Origin of the sequence: Aquabacterium sp. NJ1 (assembly GCF_000768065.1) — a bacterium.
In the GTDB taxonomy this organism is placed as follows: Bacteria; Pseudomonadota; Gammaproteobacteria; order Burkholderiales; family Burkholderiaceae_C; genus Aquabacterium.
In genome coordinates this window covers 2497909-2513392 of the sequence record NZ_JRKM01000001.1, presented here as the reverse complement: position 1 = coordinate 2513392, position 15484 = coordinate 2497909, and the positions used below count along the sequence as shown (strand labels likewise).

At 66.0% G+C, this 15484-nt stretch carries 11 protein-coding genes; all 11 read left to right on the top strand.

What is annotated here, in order from left to right:
* Positions 1–10: 10 nt before the first annotated feature.
* The 11 genes from JY96_RS10765 to tssH all read left to right on the top strand — a co-directional run bounded on the left by JY96_RS10765 (position 11) and on the right by tssH (position 15483).
* The gene (locus JY96_RS10765) at positions 11–3742 is read left to right on the top strand and encodes a filamentous hemagglutinin N-terminal domain-containing protein (RefSeq protein WP_161784302.1); all 3732 of its coding nucleotides are present in this window, start codon (positions 11–13) and stop codon (positions 3740–3742) included.
* A gap of 160 nt (positions 3743–3902) precedes the next feature.
* Positions 3903–4934 carry a type VI secretion system protein TssA gene (gene tssA / locus JY96_RS10760; protein WP_035037308.1) on the top strand — a complete coding sequence of 344 codons (1032 nt, stop codon included), beginning with the start codon at positions 3903–3905 and terminating at the stop codon, positions 4932–4934.
* A gap of 40 nt (positions 4935–4974) precedes the next feature.
* Positions 4975–5481, top strand: a complete 507-nt coding sequence (gene tssB, locus JY96_RS10755) for a type VI secretion system contractile sheath small subunit (RefSeq protein WP_035037307.1) — start codon at positions 4975–4977, stop codon at positions 5479–5481.
* A gap of 27 nt (positions 5482–5508) precedes the next feature.
* A complete protein-coding gene (gene tssC, locus JY96_RS10750) occupies positions 5509–7002 on the top strand; it encodes a type VI secretion system contractile sheath large subunit (protein WP_035037305.1) in 1494 nt (497 codons plus the stop codon).
* Between the two features lie 170 nt (positions 7003–7172).
* Entirely contained in the window at positions 7173–7658 is a 486-nt protein-coding gene (locus JY96_RS10745; protein ID WP_035037303.1) for a type VI secretion system tube protein Hcp, read from the top strand.
* 50 nt (positions 7659–7708) lie between these two features.
* Positions 7709–8197, top strand: coding sequence for a type VI secretion system tube protein Hcp (locus JY96_RS10740; RefSeq protein WP_035037301.1), 489 nt, complete (start codon positions 7709–7711; stop codon positions 8195–8197).
* Between the two features lie 20 nt (positions 8198–8217).
* Positions 8218–9069, top strand: a complete 852-nt coding sequence (locus JY96_RS10735) for a type VI secretion system accessory protein TagJ (protein ID WP_035037296.1) — start codon at positions 8218–8220, stop codon at positions 9067–9069.
* Between the two features lie 30 nt (positions 9070–9099).
* Positions 9100–9627, top strand: a complete 528-nt coding sequence (tssE, locus tag JY96_RS10730) for a type VI secretion system baseplate subunit TssE (RefSeq protein ID WP_035037293.1) — start codon at positions 9100–9102, stop codon at positions 9625–9627.
* Positions 9627–11516 (top strand): type VI secretion system baseplate subunit TssF, encoded by a 1890-nt coding sequence (tssF, locus tag JY96_RS10725; protein ID WP_035037287.1) that lies wholly within the window; start codon positions 9627–9629, stop codon positions 11514–11516. Before tssE ends, tssF begins: the two co-directional genes overlap by 1 nt.
* Before the next feature lie 14 nt (positions 11517–11530).
* A complete protein-coding gene (gene tssG, locus JY96_RS10720) occupies positions 11531–12739 on the top strand; it encodes a type VI secretion system baseplate subunit TssG (RefSeq protein WP_052162396.1) in 1209 nt (402 codons plus the stop codon).
* A 17-nt stretch (positions 12740–12756) separates the two neighbouring features.
* Positions 12757–15483, top strand: a complete 2727-nt coding sequence (gene tssH, locus JY96_RS10715; RefSeq protein WP_035042264.1) for a type VI secretion system ATPase TssH — start codon at positions 12757–12759, stop codon at positions 15481–15483.
* Position 15484: the final 1 nt, after the last annotated feature.

Sequence of the window (15484 nt, the reverse complement as noted above, 5' to 3'; positions counted from 1 at the left end):
GAGGCTCGTGATGCAGACTCTTTCTTCTTCCAAGCACCGCAGCCGGGCCCTTGTTCGCCTGCGTCCTCTGATGATCGCCTTGTGCGCAGCGGGCTACGCGTCCGCGACGCTGGCGCAGGTGGCGTTGCCCTCGCGCACCATCGACGCCAACACCTTGCCCAATGTGGGCAACACCTACGGTGACATCACTTCCAGCGTGTCCACCACGGCCAGCGGTGTGGCCAAGCTCACGATCAACCAGACCAGTGCCAGGGGTGTGGTCGAGGTCGGGTCGAGCAGCGCCAACGGCCAGTTTCAGACGTCCAGCCTGAGCGTGGGCAGCAACGCCTGGGTCGATGTGGTTGCGCCCAATGCCAGCTCGCTGACGGTGTTGCGCTCCCTGGGCCAGGACCCGAGCTACATCTACGGCCGCATCACGGCCAATGACCGCCTGTTCGTGATCAATTCCAACGGCATCTACGTGGGCGCCACAGGCAGCGTGAGCGCATCCAGCCTGGTCATGTCAGCCCTGGACCTGCGCTCCGATTACGTCGAGAACAACTACGCCAAGCTGTTTGCCGACACCCACGTGGTGTTCTCCGCGGGTGCATCCGGTTATGGCTATGGTTCGTACGGCAGCCCGGTGGTTGAGATCGAGAAAGGCGCCACGCTCACCGCCACGGATGGCGGCGGCGTGATGCTGATCGGTGACCGTGGTGTGCGCAATGCCGGCGGCATCTCGGTGGGCTCGGGTGGCGACATCACCCTTGTGGCTGGTGCCACGGTCGAGGCTGACATCGGCGACAGTGGCTACATCAAGCTCGCCTCTGTGGCCGACGCCTCGGTGCCCGACCAGTTCCAGGACGCCACGGGCCGCTCGGTGGTCAACGCCGTGAGCGGCACGATCGATGCGCCCAACGGCACCGTGACCTTGCAGACCAAGGGCAATGGGCAGGGCGGCAATGTGTTTGGTGACCCGACAGGGCTCAGCACGCTGGTCACGGATTTCCCCGTGGCGGGCGTCATGAATGCGGGCACGATCCGCGCCAATGGCAGCAACGGTGGTCAGGGCACGGTCACGCTCAAGGCCGAAGGCGACCGCGCTGGTGCTTTCAACTCTGGCACCATCGACGTCAGCGCCAAGGATGCGCGCTCGACGGCCGGCAGCATCGTGATGTCGGCGGCCAATGTGATCGTGGGCCCCAACATCTCCACCAACCTGAACCCGGATGAGCCGCTGCCTGCCACGCAGTTGCTGGCGGAAGGTCCGTCAGGCGGCGGCACCATCACGCTCAACAATGTGGGGGCCACCGAAAGCCAGTCCCCGAACCAGATTCAGGTTCGGCGCGGTGCAACGCTGTCCGCAGACGCCACGGACGATGGCAAGGGCGGCACCATCAAGCTGTCCACGCTGGATGGCTTCACCGTTGACGAGATCAACAGCAACTTGCACCGTGGCGAGCTGCGCGTGTATGGCACCTTGCAAGCACGCGGTGGTCTCAATGGCGGCGACGGCGGCGCCGTGGAGACCTCGGGCACCTATGTGAGTGTGCGCGACGCGGATCTGGGCGGCGCCAACATTCTGGTGGGGGCGCGTGCGGCGGGTGCCGTGGGCGGCATCTGGTCCGTGTATTCGCCCTCGCTGACCATTGGCCGCGGCAATGGCAGTGCGGCGTCCGAGACCTACATCGCCGATACCGACATCAACGCGGTGCTCAACAGCGGTGGCAGCGTGGGCATTTCGACCAGCTATCCGCCCGAACTCTCGTCTCAGACGCAAGCGCGCAAAACGGTGGTCAGCGATACCCTGACCGTTCGATCCGGCGCGCGGATCGTGCAAAGCGAAGGCCTGGGTGGCAACCGCCTCTACCTGCAGTCGGGCAGTGACCTGGTCGTGCAAGGGGGCGCGACGGTGACGTCGACCGCCGGCAAGCTCGACGTATCGCTGGTGGCCGACGCCTATGGCGTGGGCAAGGGCAGCGTGATCCTCGATGGCGCGAGCCGGGCCGCGGACACCAGGCAGGGCCTGGAGGTGGCGCCCGAAGGCGGCATCGCCATCCAGACCAACGGTGGCAACCTCAACCTGATGGGCGCCGTGAGTCCGGCCACAGCCGGGACAACACTCGTCAATGACAACCCGGGCGTGTCCATCAATGGCACGGTGATCAGCACCATCGGCACGGACAGCACAGGCAAGACCGTGCGGGGTGATGTGCTCGTCAAGGGCTCGGGCGGTGTGGCGGGTGACAGCGTCAGCGCCGACACCACCGTGGCCAGCCAGATCGGCGTGGCCATTGGCGGCGGGACCACCATCGATGCCGGCAACGTCACCATTTTGGGCAACAGCACCTCGGTGGCCGGCGTGAGCCTGGCCAACACCACCATCAGCACCGACAAGGGCATCATCGACATCCGCGGGGTGTCCGAAGGTGGCCGCACGGTCCCGTTCAGGGAGCAACCCATTGGCGTGGACATTGGTGCGGGGGTGACCCTCAATGCCGGCCAGGGCTCCGTGCGCATTCTGGGGCGTGGTGTGCGTGATGCCGGTGCCGCCGTGACCGGTGTCGACGCCTATGGTGTGCGCGCCAACGACCTGCTGATCACCACCAGCGAGGCCAACCCCGGGCAGCAGATCACCATCGTGGGCCAGTCCGGTGGTTCGGCGGGGGCGGGCATCCAGGTTGACAGCGGCCAGCCTGGCATCCAGGTGTATGGCCTCGGGCCGGGCGGCATCGACCCGATCACATCGAGCGCCGATATCGTGATTGGCGCCAGCGCCGATGCGAGCGCCACGCGGGCCCTGAACCTGGGAACCCCCACCTTCAACACCATTGGCCGACTCAACTTCCGGCCGGCCGGCGTGAGCGCGGACGGCAAGCTCACCGAGGCCACGGCCACCGCCATCCGTGTGGGCACGGGTGCAGGCAGCATCCCGACCAACTTCATCGTGAACCCGGCCTGGTTCAACGCCAGCGTCAATCCCGGCGTCTCGGCGGGGGCCATCACCGTGATCGGCTCGAACGCCCACGCTGGCCAGATCAGCGTGGAAGACGGCGCCCTTAACGGTGCGGGCAAGGTGACACTGCAGAACCAGAACGAGCCATCCAGCGCCTCGGCCAGTGGCAGTGCCGCTGGCAACAAGACCGCCGCGGCTGTGGCGCCGGCACCTGGCGGCATCGACCTGGGCGCCCAGACGGGCGCGAACCCGGCGCTGAACCTGACCCTGGCCACGGCCGGCGACATCACCCAGAGCGGCCCGATCAACGTGGCGGCGCTGCAGGTGATCGGGGCGCCCGGCAGCAATGTGCAGTTGAACAACCCGGGCAACCAGATTGGCAGTGCCATCTACAACAACGGGGTGCTGGCGCCGCAGATCAACGCGCAGTCCCTGCCGCAGTCGACGACGTCGGCCACGGCCATGGGCTACAGCGTGAACACGGGCGACACCGCCACCAATGCCTTCGTGCCGCTGGCGATCAACTACACGTTCAACCGCAACGAGCAGCCCTATATCCCGCCCGATCAGCGCCCCAAGCTGCCCTTCGAGTCCGTTGACGCCCTCAACGAGTTGCGCACCGACGTCTACCTGCACGGCCAGTTCTCACGGCCGCAGTTGTGCACGCCAGCCAACACACTGGCCGCGGTCACCACGGGTTCGGGTGAGGCCGAGCCGCTGTCGCTGGAGTGGACCAAGGTGCGCCGTGGTGCCCAGCTGAGCAACTGCTCGGGCGTGCAGGCCGACGGCAACTGCGCGGCCTTCTGACGCGGGTCAAGAAACAGGGGGTGTGGTGCCCGGCGCAACGCAACCCCCTGGTTTCAGCCGCCCTTCAGCTTCACATGACTTTTGGCAGGTGTGAGGCCCTCTTCTCGAACCTACAGTGCTTGTCATCCTCTGATAACGCTGTGAAGAGTCGGAACACACCATGGCCCTGATTGATGTCGATACCCTCCTGGCACCGGTTGGCGAAAGCGAACCCTGTGGCCCGGATCTGGAATACGACAGCGCCTTCCTGGCCCTGGACGAAGCCTCGCGTGGCAAGCCCGAGCAGCAGTTCGGTGACACCATCATCCCCGCCGAGGAGCCTGACTGGCGCAAGGTCCAGGCCCTGTCCAGCGAGTTGCTGACCCGCACCAAGGACGTGCGCGTGGCGGTTCACCTGCTGCGTTCGTCCACCCGCCTGCAAGGCCTGGCCGCCGCCGCCGATGGCCTGCGCCTTATCCACGGCCTGCTGACCCAATACTGGGACCACGTCCACCCCATGCTGGACGCGGACGACGACAACGACCCCACCATGCGCCTCAATGCGCTGGCCCCGCTGGTGGATGGCGCCGGTTTCCTGGCCGATGTGCGCAAGTCTGGCCTGGGTGCCGGCCGCAGCAGCATCACCGGCCGTGATTTCGAACTGGCCGCGGGCAAGGCCCAGCCTTACGAAGGCGAAAGCGTCACTCCGCTGGCCGGTGTGGTCGCCGCCCTGCAAGATGCTGAAGGCCAGCAAGCTGGCCTGCTCACCGCGCTGGCCGGCATGGCCGACACCGTGGCCGCCATCGACGCCCTGGTCACTGAAAAGGCCACCATCTCCGGCCCCGAGTTCCGCCCTTTGCGCCTGCTCCTGCAGGTCATTGGCGATGTCGCCAAACAGGCTTCGGGTGCGGCAGCGGGTGCAGACAATGCGGCGGCAGCCGACGTGGGCGGTGATCCCGCCTCGGCGACAGGTGGTGCCGCCCACGTGGCGGTGGCCGCTGGCGTGCTGCGCACCCGCGACGACGCGGTGCAGGCGCTTGAAAAGGTGTGCGAGTGGATCGAGCTTAACGAGCCCTCCAACCCCGCGCCCCTGCTGATTCGCCGCGCGCAGCGCCTGATGAGCAAGAACTTCATGGACATCATCCGCGACCTGGTCCCGGACGGTGTCGACACGATTTCCAAGCTGGCTGGCGTGCCCAACGACCAGTACTGATTCTCAACGCCATTGAAACCCAACGACCCAGGAGCGAAGCATGGCCACCAGTAGTCAAAAATTCATTGCCCGCAACCGTGCACCCCGCGTGCAGATCGAGTACGACGTCGAGCTCTACGGCGCTGAGAAGAAGGTTCAACTGCCCTTCGTGATGGGCGTGCTGTCCGACCTGTCGGGCAAGCCGGCCGAGCCCCTGGCCCCCGTGGCCGATCGCAAGTTCCTGGACTTCGACGTCGACAACTTCGACGCCCGCATGAAGTCCATGAAGCCCCGCGTGGCCTTCCAGGTGCCCAACACCCTGACCGGTGAAGGCAACCTCGCCATCGACCTGACCTTCGAGAGCATGGACGACTTCTCGCCTGCCGCCGTGGCCGCCAAGGTCGATGGCCTCAAGCAGCTGCTCGAAGCGCGTCAGCAGCTGGCCAACCTGGTCACCTACATGGATGGCAAGACCGGTGCCGAAGAGCTGCTGGCCAAGGTCCTCAAGGACGAGGCCCTGCTCAAGTCCCTGGCGTCCGCCAAGAAGCCTGAAGACGGCGCTCAATAACAAAAGCCCTAGCTAGGAGTTGACGACATGTCCGAAGCACAAGTTCAAAGCGCGGCCCTGCAGGGCGTTCAATACGAAGGCGGTGATTTCGCCTCCCTGCTGAACAAGGAATTCAAGCCCCAGAACGACAACGCCAAGTCGGCCGTTGAACAAGCCGTTCTGACCCTGGCCCAGCAAGCGCTGTCCCAGACCAAGCTGATCAGCAGCGACGTCATTGGCTCGATCGAAGCCATGATCGCCGCGCTGGACCAGAAGATGTCCGAGCAGGTCAACAAGATCCTGCACCACCCCGAGTTCCAGCAGCTCGAATCCGCCTGGCGCGGCCTGAGCTACCTGGTCAACAACACCGAAACCGACGAAATGCTGAAGATCCGCGTCTTCAACATCTCGAAGAACGATGTGGGCAAGACGCTCAAGAAGTTCAAGGGCACGGCCTGGGACCAAAGCCCGCTGTTCAAGAAGGTGTACGAAGAGGAATACGGCCAGTTCGGTGGCGAGCCCTTCGGTTGCCTGGTGGGTGATTACTTCTTCGACCACACGCCGCCCGATGTGGAATGGCTGGGTGAAATGGCCAAGGTCTGCGCGGCAGCCCACACGCCCTTCATCGCCGCGCCTGGCCCCGGCCTGATGGGCATGGAGTCCTGGCAAGAGCTGGCCAACCCGCGTGATCTGACCAAGATCTTCACCACGCCCGAGTACGCCGCCTGGCGCTCGCTGCGCGAGTCGGACGATGCCCGCTACATCGGCCTGGCCATGCCTCGCTTCCTGGGCCGCCAGCCTTATGGTGCCAAGACCAACCCCGTGGAAGCCTTCGACTTCGAAGAAGACACGGCCGGTGCCGACCACACCAAGTACACCTGGGTGAACTCGGCCTATGCCATGGCCGTGAACATCAACCGCTCGTTCAAGATGTACGGCTGGTGCTCGCGCATCCGCGGCATCGAGTCCGGCGGTGCCGTCGAGGGTTTGCCCACGCACACCTTCCCGACCGATGATGGTGGCGTCGACATGAAGTGCCCCACCGAGATCGCCATCAGCGACCGCCGCGAGGCCGAGCTGGCCAAGAACGGCTTCATGCCCCTGGTGCACAAGAAGAACTCGGACTTCGCCGCCTTCATCGGTGCCCAGTCGCTGCAAAAGCCCGCCGAGTACGACGATCCGGATGCCACGGCCAACGCCAACCTGGCCGCGCGCCTGCCTTACCTGTTCGCCACCTGCCGCTTCGCGCACTACCTCAAGTGCATCGTGCGCGACAAGATCGGCTCCTTCAAGGAGCGCGGTGAAGTCCAGCGCTGGCTGCAGGACTGGATCATGAACTACGTGGACGGGGACCCCGCCCACTCTTCCGAGGAAACCAAGGCCCGTCGTCCGTTGGCTGCTGCTGAAGTGGTGGTGGAAGACGTGGAAGGCAACCCCGGTTACTACACATCGAAGTTCTTCCTGCGCCCGCATTACCAGCTGGAAGGGCTGACCGTGTCGCTGCGTCTGGTTTCGAAACTGCCTTCACAAAAGGCAGCCTGATCAGTCAGGCCAACTGACCTGGGCGCCAGAAACAAGCGTTCCATCGGGCCGGGGGCAACCTGGCCCGGCTTCAACACGCCGGTGGTGTGGGGTCCTGACCCATCTCTGCACCAGATCCAACCGGTTCATTCATTTCAATTCGGGTCGCTCAACTTAACTGGAGAAGCATCATGGCAGTGGACATGTTCATCAAGATTGGTGATATCAAGGGCGAGTCGAAAGACGACAAGCACGCCGACGAAATCGACGTGCTGGCCTGGAGCTGGGGCCTGTCCCAGTCGGGCACCGCTCACTCGGGCACGGGCGCCGGCGCCGGCAAGGTCAATGTGCAGGATCTGTCGCTGACCAAGTGGGTGGACGCCAGCTCGACCGCCCTGATCGTGGCCGCCTGCAAGGGCACCCACATCAAGGAAGCCAAGCTGACCGTGCGCAAGGCCGGCGACAAGCCCCTCGAGTACATCAAGATCACCCTGACCGACGTGCTGGTGTCCTCGGTGCAGACCGGTGGCTCCGGTGGTGAAGACCGTCTGACGGAAAACGTCGTGCTGAACTTCGCCAAGTTCAAGGTCGAGTACACCATCCAGTCCAAGGAAGGCGGCGCTGGCGCCACTTCCACGGCTGCATGGGACATCCCTGCCAACAAGCCGCAAGGTTGATTGCGCTTATTGCGCGCTGAGCAGGCGACCGACAGACGCAGGAGCACACCATGTCCCTATCCGACATGTTCCTCAAGATCGAGGGCACCAAACAGGGCCCGATCAAGGGGGATTCGACCGTGGCAGGTCACCTCGACGAGATCGAGGTGATCGGCTGGAACTGGGGCATGGACGTGTCCGCCGCGTCTTTCGGTGGCGGCTCGGCCCGCACCACCATGAAAGAGATGGTGGTGCGCAAGCGGGTCGACCGCTCGTCGACCGGGCTGATGTCCGCGCTGCGCAACAACGAGCCCCTCAAGGCGGTCACGCTCAGCGTGCGCAAGGCGGGTGGCACGGCCGCGGTGGACTACCTCAAGATCAAGATGGAAAAGGCGCGGCTGATGTCGCACCGGATCGCCTCCGTGGGCGACGAGCTGCCTGAAATCCACGAAGAGCTGCACATTGCCTTTTTCAAGGTGTGCGTTGAATACCAGGTGCAGACGGCCGCTGGCGGCAGCGGCGGCGCCAGCACCTTCGAAACCGAAATCACCCCGGGCTGATCGCCCCAGGAACCCAAGCCATGAACACGGTTGAAGCAGCTGAACAGGCACTCAAACAGGGCGACCTGACGCAGGCCTTGCAGTACCTGCAAGAGGGTGTGCGCGCGCAACCTTCGCACCCCAAGCTGCGCATCTTCCTGTTCCAGCTGCTGGCGGTGGACGGGCAGTGGACGCGGGCCATGACCCAGCTGGGTGTGTGCGGTGAGCTCGATGCCGGCACGCTGGCCATGGTCAACACCTACCGCGAGGCCATCAAGTGCGAAGCCCTGCGGGATGCCGTTTTCAACGGCCAGACCACGCCCATGGTGTTCGGCCAGCCCCAGGCCTGGGTGGCGCACCTGGTGGAGGCCGTGCAGGCCGATGCCCGTGGGGACCACGCCCTGGCCCAGCACCTGCGCGAGCAGGCGCTGGAAGCCGCGCCTACCGTGAGCGGCGCGCTCAATGGCGAAGCCTTTGAGTGGGTGGCCGATGCCGACTCGCGCTTGGGGCCGGTGCTGGAAGTCATCATCAACGGCAAGTACGGCTGGTTGCCCTTCTCGTCGGTGAGTTCGATCACCTTCGAGCCACCCAGTGACCTGCGTGACATGGTCTGGCTGCCGGCGGCGATCGAGTTCCCCAATGGCGGCGGCACCGTGGCCCTGGTGCCCACGCGTTACGCACCCATGCCCGAAGGCTCGGACAACCTGGTGCGCCTGTCGCGCCGCACCGACTGGATCGAGCTGTCGCCCGGCCAGTACCGCGGCGTGGGCCAGCGCTTGTTGACCACGGACCAGACCGAGCTCGGCCTGCTGGATGTGCGCACGCTCATCCTCCATGTGGCCAGCGCTGAGGGCGAGGGCGCCGACAAGGCCCCCGGCCAGGCCGCAGCCTGATCCACGATCTGAACACGCGAGCAGCAGTCCATGGCCACGACCGACCTGCGTGACCGTCTGCAGCCTGCGCTGCTGGACCGCCTGACCGACGAGCACCCCGACGACAAGCACGATGCGGACGACAAGCGCGTGCTCAACAAGAACCAGTTGCGCCAGGCGGTGCTGCGCGACCTGAGCTGGTTGCTCAATGCCGTGCAGCCGCTGGGCAAGCAGGGCGCCGATGCGCCTTATGCGGCCGAGTCGGTGCTGAACTATGGCTTGCCGCCCTTGTCAGGCCAGCTGGCCTCCAAGGTGGACGTGCCCAGCGTCGAGCAATCTCTGCGCGAGGCCATCCTGCGTTATGAGCCCCGCATCCTCGAACATTCGCTGAGCGTGAAGGCCGTGGACGGGGGCGCCATGCTGGACGCCCATAACATCATCGAGTTCGAGATCCGTGGCTTCCTGTGGGCGCAACCCATCCCGCTGGAGCTGCTGCTGCGCACCCAGCTGGACCTGGAGGCCGGGCAGGTCAAGGTGCGTGATGGCAGCCCGTCCACCATTGATGGAGGCCGTCGCTGATGGATCCCGGGCTGCTCAAGCTGTACAACCAGGAACTGGCGCACCTGCGCGAAGTGGGCGCCGAGTTCGCGCGCGAGTTCCCCAAGATCGCCTCCCGGCTGACCATGGACGGCCTGGAAGTGGCCGACCCGTATGTGGAGCGCCTGCTCGAAGGTTTTGCCTTCATGGCCGCGCGCACCCAGCTCAAGCTGGACGCCGAGTACCCGCGTTTCATCCAGCATCTGCTGGAGACGGTCTACCCCAACTTCCTGTCGCCCGTGCCGTCGATGATGGTGGCGCGTCTGCAGCCCGATCTGGCCGACCCGGCACTGGCCAAAGGCTTCACGGTGCCGCGCCATTCGGTGCTCACCAGCGAGGTGGCGCGCGGGCAGGGCACACGCTGCACCTTCCGCACGGCGCACGAGGTCACGGTGTGGCCGCTGGAGCTGGTCAACGTCCAGTACTTCAGCCATGCACCTGATCTGCCGCTGGCACAGCTGCCGGTGGCGCGCCAGGTGCGCGGTGGCCTGCGCCTGCGCCTGCGTGTGCAGGGCGGCCTGATGGCGCATCAGCTGCCGGTGGATGCGCTGTCCTTCTACATCAGCGCACCCGATGAAACGGCGCTGCGCCTGCATGAATTGCTGACCACGGCCGCCCTGGGCACCTGGTTGCCCGTGGATGCGGCACAGGCCCGTGCGCAGTGGGCGCACGCCGACAGCCTGCAGCAGCAGGGCTTCGATGACGACCAGGCCTTGTTGCCCGAGACCTTGCGCGGTTTCTCCGGCCACCGCGTGCTGCAGGAGTTCGCGGCCATGCCGCAGCGCCTGATGTTCGTGGAGCTGTCGCAACTGCGGCACCGCATCCAGCGCATCAAGGGCAACGAGTTCGAGATCGTCATCCTGCTGTCCAAGGGGGATGCGTCGCTGGAGTCGCTGGTGGACGCCAGCAGCCTGTCGCTGTACTGCACTCCGGCCATCAACCTCTTCCCCAAGCGGCTGGACCGCATCGCCTTGACCTCGTCGCAGGTGGAGCACCACGTGGTGCCCGACCGCACCCGCCCGCAGGACTTCGAGGTCTACAGCATCGAGGCCATCACGGGTTATGGCACCGGCCGTGTGGCCGAGCAGGGCTTTCATCCCTTGTACGCGGCCTTCCACACCGAAAGCAGCGAGCACCCGGCCTACTACACGGTGCGCCGCGAGCCCCGCATGCTGTCGCAACGCCAGCGGGAGCAGGGCACGCGCTCGTCCTACATCGGCAGCGAGGTCTTCGTGTCCCTGGTGGACCCGGCCAATGCGCCTTACCCCGAAGAGCTGCGCCAGCTGGCCGTCTCGGCCATGGTCAGCAACCGGGACTTGCCCATGTTGCTGCCGGGCGCCGGCCAGCGTGATGCCAGCACGGGCTCACAAGCCTGGGCGCTGGATGCCACCGGGCCTGTCAAAGGCGTGCAGTGCCTGCGCGGGCCCACGCCCGTGGTGCAGCGCCTGGTGCGCGGGGATGTGGGCTGGTCGCTCATCAGCCAGCTCACGCTCAACTATCTGTCCATCGCGGGCGAGGACCCGCAGAAGGCCGCAGCCGCCTTGCGCAGCCTGCTGAGCCTGCACGGGCCCGAGGGTGATGCGGGTTGGCGCAAGCAGGTGGACAGCATCCGCGCGGTCACGGCCCGCCAAGTGGCGCGCCGCCTGCCGGGGCCCGGGCGCCTGGCGTTTGGCTCGGGCGTGCAGATCGACCTTGAGCTCGATGACATGGGCCTGCAAGGCACCAGCACCGTCTTGCTGGGCAGCGTGCTGGAGCACTTCTTTGCACGCCATGCGGCCATCAACAGCTTCACCGAAACGCGCTTGCGCACGGCATCACGCGGGCAGGTCATGCAGTGGGCGCCCCGCATGGGGCAGGCCGCCATCCTCTGAGGCGCAGCAGGGCCATGAGCACCCCGTCGAACATCCCGTCGAATGCCCACTTGAGCGGCTCGTCCAGCGAGCCGGTGGACGACCTGGCCCCGCCTTCGGTGATGCTGCCTTCGCGTTCACCCACACAGGCCAGCGCGCGTGACCACGCGGCCTTGCAGCAGCTGTGGGCCGAACTGGCCCAGGCGCCTTATGCGCACGACCTGTTCGAGGTGCTGCGCCGCATCCAGGCCCACAGCCCGAACGTGCCCAGGCTGGGAGATGCCCTGCGCCCACGCGACGAAGCCGTGCGCCTGGGGCAGGATGCCGAGCTGGCCTTTGCCCCGGCCAACCTCCACTCGTTCACGGCGGCAGGCGAGGGCGGGGCACCGCGCATCGGGCAACTGGGCTTTGGCCTGTTCGGCCCCATGGGCCCGATGCCGCTGCACCTGACCGAGTACGTGCGCGAGCGCGCCCGTGGTCATGGCGACGCGACCCTGATGCGCTTTGCCGATGTCTTCCACCATCGTGCGGTGTTGCTGTTCTTCAAGGCCTGGGCGCAGTCCCGCCCGGTGGTGCACCGTGACCGCCCCTGGGACGACGACTTCTCGCGCTGGGTCAGCGCCCTGTTCGGTCAGGCTGGCAAGCCCTTTGCGCAACGCGACGTGCTGCCCGATGACGCCAAGCGCCTGCATGCGGCGGCCTTGTCACGTGGGCCACGCAATGCCGAGGGCCTGATCAAGATCCTGCAAAGTTACTTCGGCGTCAAGGTGGCGCTGGAGTCGGCCGTCGGCCACTGGCTGGACTTGCAGGACGAAGACCGCAGCCGCCTGCTGCCCAGCACGGCGCCGGGCCGCAACACCGCACTGGGGCAACGCGCCGTGCTGGGCAAGCGGGTGTGGGACAGGCAGTCCAACTTCCGCTTGCGCATCGGGCCGCTGAGTTACGAGCAGTACCAGCGCTTCCTGCCGGGCCAGCCTGCGCGCAAGGCCCTGCGCGACTGGTTGCGCCAGTATCTGGGCATGAGCCTGTCGTGCGAGGTGCAACTGGTGCTGCAAGGCAGCCAGGTGCCTGCGCTGCAAGCGGGCCGCAAGGCCGCACCCGTCACGTCGGCTGCGCCGCGCGCCCAGCCAGCTCAGCCGAGTGCTCCCGGCGGGCGACTCGGCCTCAATACCTGGCTGGGCCGCCGTGGCCCCCACCCTGACCGCGCCGACCTGCGCTTGCGGCTTGAAGCCCCAACCCATTGAATTTCAAGGAGAACCCCATGGCAGAAATCAGTCGCACCGCCCTGTTCGGCAAACTCAACCCGCTGGCCTACAAGGCCATCGAAGGCGCCACGGTGTTTTGCAAGCTGCGCGGCAACCCGTATGTCGAGCTGCAGCACTGGTTCGCGCAGATCCTCAACAACCAGGACTCCGACCTGCACCGCATCATCCGTCAGTACGAGCTGGACACCTCGGCCCTGACCTCGGACCTGACCGCCTCGCTGGACCGTCTGCCGCGTGGCGCCTCGTCCATCACCGACTTGTCCACCTTTGTCGAGAACGCCGTCGAGCGCGGCTGGGTATATGGCTCGCTGATGTTCAACGACCGCCAGGTGCGCACGGGTTACCTCATCATCGGCATGCTCAAGACACCGACCTTGCGCAATGCCCTGATGGCGATCTCCAGGCAGTTCGAGCGCATCAAGCTCGATGACCTGATCGACAACTTCGCCAGCTTCCTGGCCGCCTCACCCGAAGCCGCCCAAGGCGCCACCGAATCCGGCGGTGTACCCGGTGAAGCCAGTGATGCCATCGCGCCCGCGGCCATGGGCAAGCAGGAAGCCCTCAAGCGCTTCACCACCGACCTGACCGAGCAGGCCCGCAGCGGCAAGATGGACCCCATCGTGGGCCGCGACGACGAGATCCGCCAGGTGGTCGACATCCTGATGCGCCGCCGCCAGAACAACCCCATCCTGATCGGCGAAGCCGGCGTGGGCAAGACCGCCGTGGTCGAAGGCTTTGCCCAGCGCATCGCCCGTGGTGACGTGCCGCCCTCACTGCAGGACGTGTCCCTGCTGGCGCTGGACGTAGGCCTGCTGCAAGCCGGTGCCAGCATGAAGGGCGAGTTCGAGCAGCGCCTGCGCTCGGTCATCGACGAGGTGCAGGCCAGCCCCAAGCCCATCATCCTCTTCATTGACGAGACCCACACGCTGGTGGGTGCGGGCGGCGCCGCCGGCACGGGTGATGCCGCCAACCTGCTCAAGCCGGCCCTGGCGCGTGGGCAGCTGCGCACCGTCGGTGCCACGACCTTTGCCGAGTACAAGAAGCACATCGAGAAGGACCCGGCCTTGACCCGCCGCTTCCAGAGCATCACGGTCGACGAGCCCGACGAGCCCAAGGCCCTGCTGATGATGCGCGGCGTGGCCTCCACCATGGAGAAGCACCACAAGGTGCAGATCCTGGACGAGGCGCTCGAAGGCGCCGTCAAGCTCAGCCACCGCTACATCCCCGCACGCCAGCTGCCCGACAAATCCGTCAGCCTGCTGGACACGGCTTGTGCCCGCGTGGCCGTGAGCCTGCATGCCACGCCCGCTGAAGTGGACGACAGCCGCAAGCGCATCGAGGCCCTGGAAACCGAGCTGGCCATCATCGGCCGCGAAACCGCCATCGGCGTGGACACGGCCGCCCGCGAGGCCGATGTCAAGGCCCAGCTGGCCGACGAGCACGCCCGCCTGGCCGAGCTGGACAAGCGCTGGGAAGCCGAGAAGACCCTGGTGGACCGCTTGCTGGGCCTGCGTGCCAAGCTGCGCGGCGTCATCGCCCCGGTGGAAGGCACCAGCAGCAAGCTGGAAGAGAAGGTCGAGGCCGCTGCCGCCACGGCCGCCGCGGCCGAGTTGCACCCCACCCTGACCGAAGCCGAGCGCGCCGATGCGCTGGCCGAACTCAAGCAGGTGCAGGCCGAACTCACCGCCTTGCAAGGCGAACACCCGCTGATCCTGCCCACGGTTGATTACCAGGCCGTGGCCAGCGTCGTGGGCGACTGGACGGGCATCCCCGTGGGCCGCATGGCCGCCAACGAGATCGAGACCATCCTCAACCTGCCCAAGGCCCTGGCCCAGCGCGTGATCGGCCAGGACCACGCCATGGAAATGATCGCCAAGCGCATCCAGACCTCGCGTGCCGGCCTGGACAACCCCAACAAGCCCATCGGCGTGTTCATGCTGGCCGGCACCTCGGGTGTGGGCAAGACGGAAACCGCGCTGGCCCTGGCCGAAGCCTTGTACGGCGGTGAGCAGAACCTCATCACCATCAACATGAGCGAGTACCAGGAGGCCCACACGGTGTCCACGCTCAAGGGCGCGCCTCCGGGTTATGTGGGTTATGGCGAGGGCGGTGTGCTGACCGAAGCCGTGCGCCGCAAGCCCTACAGCGTGGTGCTGCTCGACGAAGTCGAAAAGGCCCACCACGATGTGCACGAGATCTTCTTCCAGGTCTTCGACAAGGGCTGGATGGAAGACGGCGAAGGCCGCGTCATCGACTTCAAGAACACCCTGATCCTGCTGACCACCAACGTGGGCACCGAGACCATCGATGCCCTGTGCGCCGACCCCGAACTGCGCCCCGACCACGAGGGCATGGCCAAGGCCCTGCGCGCGCCGCTGCTCAAGGTCTTCCCGCCTGCGCTGCTGGGCCGCATCGTGACCATCCCCTACTACCCGCTGAGCGACGAGGTGCTGGGCCTGATCGCCAAGCTGCAGATCGGCCGCATCAAGAAGCGCGTCGAGCAGCGCTACAAGGTGCCCTTCACCTACACGGACGACGTCATCAAGCTCATCTTGTCGCGTTGCACCGAGACCGAATCCGGTGGCCGCATGATCGACGCCATCCTGACCAACACGATGTTGCCCGATGTCTCGCGCGCCTTCCTCAACCACATGCTCGGCGGCAAGCCCATCGAGAAGGTCGAAGTGGCCGTGGTGGATGGGGCCTTCCAGTACAACTTCTGAC